The 5,292-nt window shown below is 71.6% G+C and carries 5 protein-coding genes and 1 pseudogene; 5 read left to right on the top strand and 1 reads right to left on the bottom strand.

All coding sequences use genetic code 11. The features are described 5' to 3' along the window. Positions 1 to 62 precede the first annotated feature (62 nt). From trpS to AOK18_RS13590, 3 genes are all read left to right on the top strand, one after another. Positions 63 to 1,076, top strand: coding sequence for a tryptophan--tRNA ligase (gene trpS, locus AOK18_RS13600; RefSeq protein WP_055694518.1), 1,014 nt, complete (start codon positions 63 to 65; stop codon positions 1,074 to 1,076). Positions 1,077 to 1,314: 238 nt separating this feature from the next. Beyond that, entirely contained in the window at positions 1,315 to 1,893 is a 579-nt protein-coding gene (locus AOK18_RS13595; RefSeq protein ID WP_055694517.1) for a 2'-5' RNA ligase family protein, read from the top strand. A gap of 195 nt (positions 1,894 to 2,088) precedes the next feature. Further along, positions 2,089 to 3,000 carry a YihY/virulence factor BrkB family protein gene (locus AOK18_RS13590; protein ID WP_055694516.1) on the top strand — a complete coding sequence of 304 codons (912 nt, stop codon included), beginning with the start codon at positions 2,089 to 2,091 and terminating at the stop codon, positions 2,998 to 3,000. Here AOK18_RS13590 and AOK18_RS32525 read toward each other — a convergent pair. Then, on the bottom strand, positions 2,948 to 4,369 hold the full coding sequence (locus AOK18_RS32525) for a D-alanyl-D-alanine carboxypeptidase family protein (RefSeq protein WP_055694515.1): 1,422 nt from the start codon (positions 4,367 to 4,369) through the stop codon (positions 2,948 to 2,950). The genes AOK18_RS13590 and AOK18_RS32525 overlap by 53 nt on opposite strands. A gap of 172 nt (positions 4,370 to 4,541) precedes the next feature. On the opposite strand from AOK18_RS32525, the gene AOK18_RS34275 reads away from it, so the two are divergent. Both AOK18_RS34275 and AOK18_RS13575 read left to right on the top strand, forming a co-directional pair. Next, positions 4,542 to 4,790, top strand: coding sequence for an SCO4848 family membrane protein (locus tag AOK18_RS34275; RefSeq protein ID WP_055694514.1), 249 nt, complete (start codon positions 4,542 to 4,544; stop codon positions 4,788 to 4,790). A 24-nt stretch (positions 4,791 to 4,814) separates the two neighbouring features. Continuing rightward, a pseudogene (locus AOK18_RS13575) lies at positions 4,815 to 5,292 on the top strand (metallophosphoesterase); the annotation flags it as partial.

The raw sequence follows: 5,292 nt of genomic DNA, 5'->3' as shown, positions 1-5,292 counted from the left end.
GTCCCCCCACCCGTCCCCGGCCGGTTCCGGAGCGCCCCCCGAGACCTGAGAGAATGGTGCGCATGGCGACTGACCGACCTCGTGTGCTCTCCGGAATCCAGCCCACCGCAGGCTCGTTCCACCTCGGCAACTACCTCGGCGCCGTCCGCCAATGGGTGGCCCTGCAGGAGAGCCACGACGCGTTCTACATGCTCGCCGACCTGCACGCGATCACGCTTCCGCAGGACCCGAAGGAGCTGCGCGCCAACACCCGGCTCGCCGCCGCCCAGCTGCTGGCCGCCGGACTCGACCCGGACCGCTGCACGCTCTTCGTCCAGAGCCACGTGCCCGAGCACGCCCAGCTCGCCTGGATCATGAACTGCCTCACCGGCTTCGGCGAGGCCTCCCGCATGACCCAGTTCAAGGACAAGTCCGCCCGGCAGGGCGCCGACCGCGCCTCCGTCGGACTGTTCACGTACCCGATCCTGCAGGTCGCGGACATCCTGCTCTACCAGGCCGACGAGGTGCCGGTGGGCGAGGACCAGCGCCAGCACATCGAGCTGACCCGCGACCTCGCCGACCGCTTCAACGGCCGGTTCGGCGCGACCTTCACGATGCCGAAGCCGTACATCCTCAAGGAGACGGCGAAGATCTACGACCTCCAGGACCCGACGGTCAAGATGAGCAAGTCGGCGTCCACGCCGAAGGGCCTCATCAACCTCCTGGACGAGGTGAAGGCCACCGCCAAGAAGGTGAAGAGCGCGGTCACCGACACCGACACCGTGATCCGCTACGACGTCGAGAACAAGCCGGGCGTGAGCAACCTGCTCACGATCCACTCGACCCTCACCGGCACGGGCGTCGCCGAGCTGGAGGAGCGTTACGCCGGCAAGGGCTACGGGGCGCTGAAGACGGACCTCGCCGAGATCATGGTCGAGTTCGTGACCCCCTTCAAGGAGCGCACCCAGCAGTACCTGGACGACCCCGAGACGCTCGACTCGGTCCTGGCCAAGGGCGCCGAGAAGGCCCGCGCCGTCGCCGCGGAGACCCTCGCCCTGGCCTACCAGCGGGTGGGCTTCCTGCCCGCCAAGCACTGACCGGGTCCCGGCCCCGGCCGCCGCGGAACTGAACGCGGACCCGGCCGCGATTCGTACCACCGGGTGAGCGCCGTACATCACTCCGGCTGCGCCTGCCCGGGAGCGGGCCGTGGCCGTACAGTCGGTACCGGGCGGCCGCTCCGGCGGCCACCCTCCTGTGTGCCGGGCCGGTACCACCGCCCGGACCGGCACCACCGCGACGGCGGAAACGACGGCAACGACGGACGAAGGAGACGACGTGGGGACCGTAACGATCGGTGTGTCGATCGCGGTCCCGGAGCCTCACGGCAGCCGGCTTCAGCAGCTGCGCAAGGGCTTCGGTGACGCCGCTGCTCACGGTATCCCCACCCATGTCACCCTGTTGCCGCCCACGGAGGTCGACGAGGGCGACCTGCCGGCCATCGAGACGCATCTGAGCGAGGTCGCCGCGACCGGCCGCCCGTTCCCCATGCGGCTCTCCGGCACCGGCACCTTCCGGCCCCTGTCACCGGTCGTGTTCGTCCGGATCGTGGAGGGTGCCGAGGCCTGCACCTGGCTGCAGAAGCAGGTCCGCGACGCGTCCGGTCCCGTCGCGCGGGAGCTGCAGTTCCCGTACCACCCGCACGTCACCGTGGCGCACGGCATCGAGGAGGCGGCGATGGACCGCGCCTTCGAGGAACTCGCCGACTACGAGGCGCGGTGGCCCTGCACCGGATTCGCGCTCTACGAGCAGGGGGCCGACGGGGTGTGGCGCAAGCTACGGGAGTTCCCGTTCGGCTCGCTGGTGGTGCCCCCGCAGTCCGGCCGCGCCGACCTCGGCTCCGTCACCGCCTGCTGATCCCCGGGCCGCGGGAGACCCGGCGGGGCGCCGCGGCACCGTCCCGCGGGAGACCCGGTGCCACCGGGCGCGGTGGTGCCCGTAGCGCCCCTGTACGAGCGACCCGTTCCGGAACCTTGCGTCACTTCCGGAACGGGTGATTAATGGGGTGTCGCTCCACACATGGGTTTTTCCCCGCAGGGGCAAGGGCGGTTCATGGACTGGCTGAAGAAACTCCCGGTCGTCGGCCCGTGGGTCGCGCGGCTGATGCTCACGCACGCGTGGCGGTCCTACGAGCGGATGGAGCGGGTGTACTGGACCCGGCTGGCCGCCGCGATGACGTTCACCAGCTTCGTCGCCCTGTTCCCGCTGCTCACCGCCGCCGCCGCGGCCGGCGCCGCCACGCTCAGCCAGGAGCAGCAGGACACCCTCCAGGACAGGCTCACCGAGCAGGTGCCCGGCATCTCCGACCAGCTGGACATCGGGAACCTGGTGGAGAACGCCGGCACCGTCGGCCTCATCGCCGGTGCCGCCCTGCTGTTCACCGGCATCAGCTGGGCCGGATCGCTGCGGGAGTGCCTGCGCGCGGTGTGGGAGCTGTCCGACCAGGAGGAGAACCCCTTCCTGCGCAAGGCCAAGGACGCGGGCATCCTGGTCGGGATCGGCGGCGCGGTCCTGGTCACCCTGGTCGCCTCCACGGTCGCCTCGACGGCGGTCGGCCGGATCAGTGACGCCATCGGACTGGAGGAGGGCGGCTGGGGCGGGGTCGTGCTGCGGATCGCGGCCTTCGCCGTCGCCGCGGGGGCCGACTTCCTGCTCCTGCTGTACGTCCTGTCGCTGCTGCCCGGCGTCGAACCCGCCCGCCGCCGTCTGGTGGTGGCCGCGCTCATCGGCGCGATCGGCTTCGAACTGCTGAAGCTGCTGCTCAGCGGCTACCTGCAGGGCGTGGCCGCGAAGAGCATGTACGGCGCGTTCGGTGTCCCGGTCGCCTTGCTGCTGTGGATCAACCTCACCATGAAACTGGTCGTGTTCTGCGCCGCCTGGACGGCGACGCAGAGCCGGGACACCGAGGGGGTCACGGACGCGGACGGCGGCGCACCAGATCCGGCAGCGGCCAGCGGCGGTTGACCAGGAACGCCCCGCCCGCGAGCAGGACCAGCACCCCGCCCGTGACGGCGAGCGCGGTCCCGACGCCGCCGGCCCCGCTCCCGGCCGCGGCACTCGCCACCGGCCTGCCGTCCGCGGCCCCGAGCGCGCCCTCGCCCGTGCCGCCCGCCTCGCCGGGGGAGGCGCCGGCGGCCGGCCCGGCGCCGGCCCGCGCGGCGCTCCTGGGCGGCACCAGCTCACCCACCGGATCGACCTTGCCGGCCGCCGCGAACCCCCAGTCGAACAGCTTCGCGGTCTCCTTGTAGACCCGGTTGCCCTCCTTCTTCTCCGGGTTCATCACGGTGACGAGCAGGACCCTGCCGTCCTGCTCGGCGACCCCGGTGAAGGTGGCGCCCGCTTCGGTGGTGTTGCCGTTCTTCACCCCCGCGATGCCCCGGTAGACGGGTATGTCGTAGTCGCCGGACAGCAGCCGGTTGGTGTTCTGGATCTCGAAGGACTCACGGACCTTCTTGCCCTTCTTGCCCTTCCTCGTCTCCCCGGGGAAGTCCGCGCGGACCGTCGAGGCGTACTCCCGGAAGTCCTTCTTCTGCAGTCCGGAACGGGCGATCAGGGTCAGGTCGTACGCGGACGACACCTGCCCCTCGGCGTCGTAGCCGTCCGGGCTCACCACGACCGTGTCGAGGGCCTGGAGCTCCCCGGCGTGCTCGTTCATCTCCTCGACGGTGTTCTCGACGCCCCCGTTCATGGCGGCCAGCACCCGCACGGCGTCGTTGCCCGAGCGCAGGAAGACCCCGAGCCACAGGTCGTGGACGGTGTACGTCTCGTCCTCCTTGATCCCGACCATGCTGGAACCGGGGCCGATGCCGGCCAGGTCGGAGGGCTTCACCCGGTGCTCCGTCGAACTGGGCCACTTCGGCAGCAGGGTGTCGGCGAACAGCATCTTCAGGGTGCTCGCCGGGGCCAGCCGCCAGTGCGCGTTGTGCGCGGCGAGCACCTCGCCCGACTCGGCGTCGGCGACGATCCAGGACCGGGCCGACAGGCCCTTCGGCAGCACCGGCACGCCGCTCGCGAGGTTGACCTGGGTCCCCGCCCGCCCGAGCCGGGCGCCGCCCACCGTCGACATCCCCGCCGGGGGAGCGGCCTTCGAGCCCTTCGAGCCCTTCGAGCCCTTGGCGTCCTTCGAGCCCTCCGGCTTCTTCGACGGGCTCTTCGCCGGGTCGGCCGTGGCGGTCGCCGAGGATCCGGCCGAGGAGTCGGCCGAGGGCCTGGACGAAGGGGCGGCCGACGGGTTCGGGGCCGCGAGGGCGACGGGAGCGGTCAGCGCGGCGGACAGCACTATGGCGGAAGTGACCAACAGCGAGCGCCGGATGGAGTTTCTGGGTGCGGGCACGGTCGGAAACGTACATGCAGCGCCCGGGGAAGTCCCCCCTCCCTCCCCACCCCGCGAACGGAACCGGACACCGGCCGGTGATACTGGAACCATGCCGTGCCCGCCCGGGGGGCCACCCCCGGAGCCCCGGCCGGACCCGGGCGCCCGGCGTTGCGATGAAAGGTCAGATCTGGTGAAGCTCAGCCGCCCCGTCTCCTGGTTCCTGCTCGCCTTCGGTGTGTGGAGCTGGATCATCTGGATCACTTTCGTCAGGAACCTGGTCAAGGACGGCAGCGGGCTCGCCTTCGACGACGGCGAGCCGACGGCGTATTTCTGGGTGCACCTGCTGCTGGCCGTCGTCTCCTTCGTATGGGGGACGGTCATCGGAGGCATCGGGTTGCGCGGTCTGCGCGCACTGAGCCGGACGTCACGGACGTCGTAACGGGAATCTGGGGAACACCGCACCGTGGTCATCGTCTTCGTACTCGTCGCACTGCTGGTCCTGGCCGTCCTGGTGACGGGCAACTGGTACCTGTGGCGCCGTCTGTTCCGCGACACGACCGGGGCCCCGGGCACCGTGCGCCGCGTCGGCGCGGTGGTGATCGCCGGAGGCTGGGCGCTGACCTTCGCGGCGTTCTTCGCCACGCGCAGCGGTGTCCCGTTCCGGCTCAAGCAGGTCCTGGCCTGGCCCGGTTACCTCTGGCTGGCCCTGTGCCTCTACCTGCTCCTCGCGGTGCTCGTGGGCGAGGCCGTCCGCCCGGTGCTGCGCCGGGTCCTGGAGCGCCGGGCACGGCGCGCGGCTACGCGGCCCGGCCAGGAGCAGGAGCCGGAGCGGGAGCGGGAGCCGGCGCCGATACCGGCGGTCTCGGCGGCCGCCGAGACCGCCCCGGCGGCTCCGGCCGCGCCCGGAACGTCACAGCCGGCGGACGCGGACGCCCCCGCAC

The organism is Streptomyces prasinopilosus, assembly GCF_001419695.1.
Lineage (GTDB): Bacteria > Actinomycetota > Actinomycetes > Streptomycetales > Streptomycetaceae > Streptomyces > Streptomyces prasinopilosus.
The sequence above is the reverse complement of the archived record's forward strand: the minus strand, read 5'-3'. Positions and strand labels throughout refer to the sequence as shown.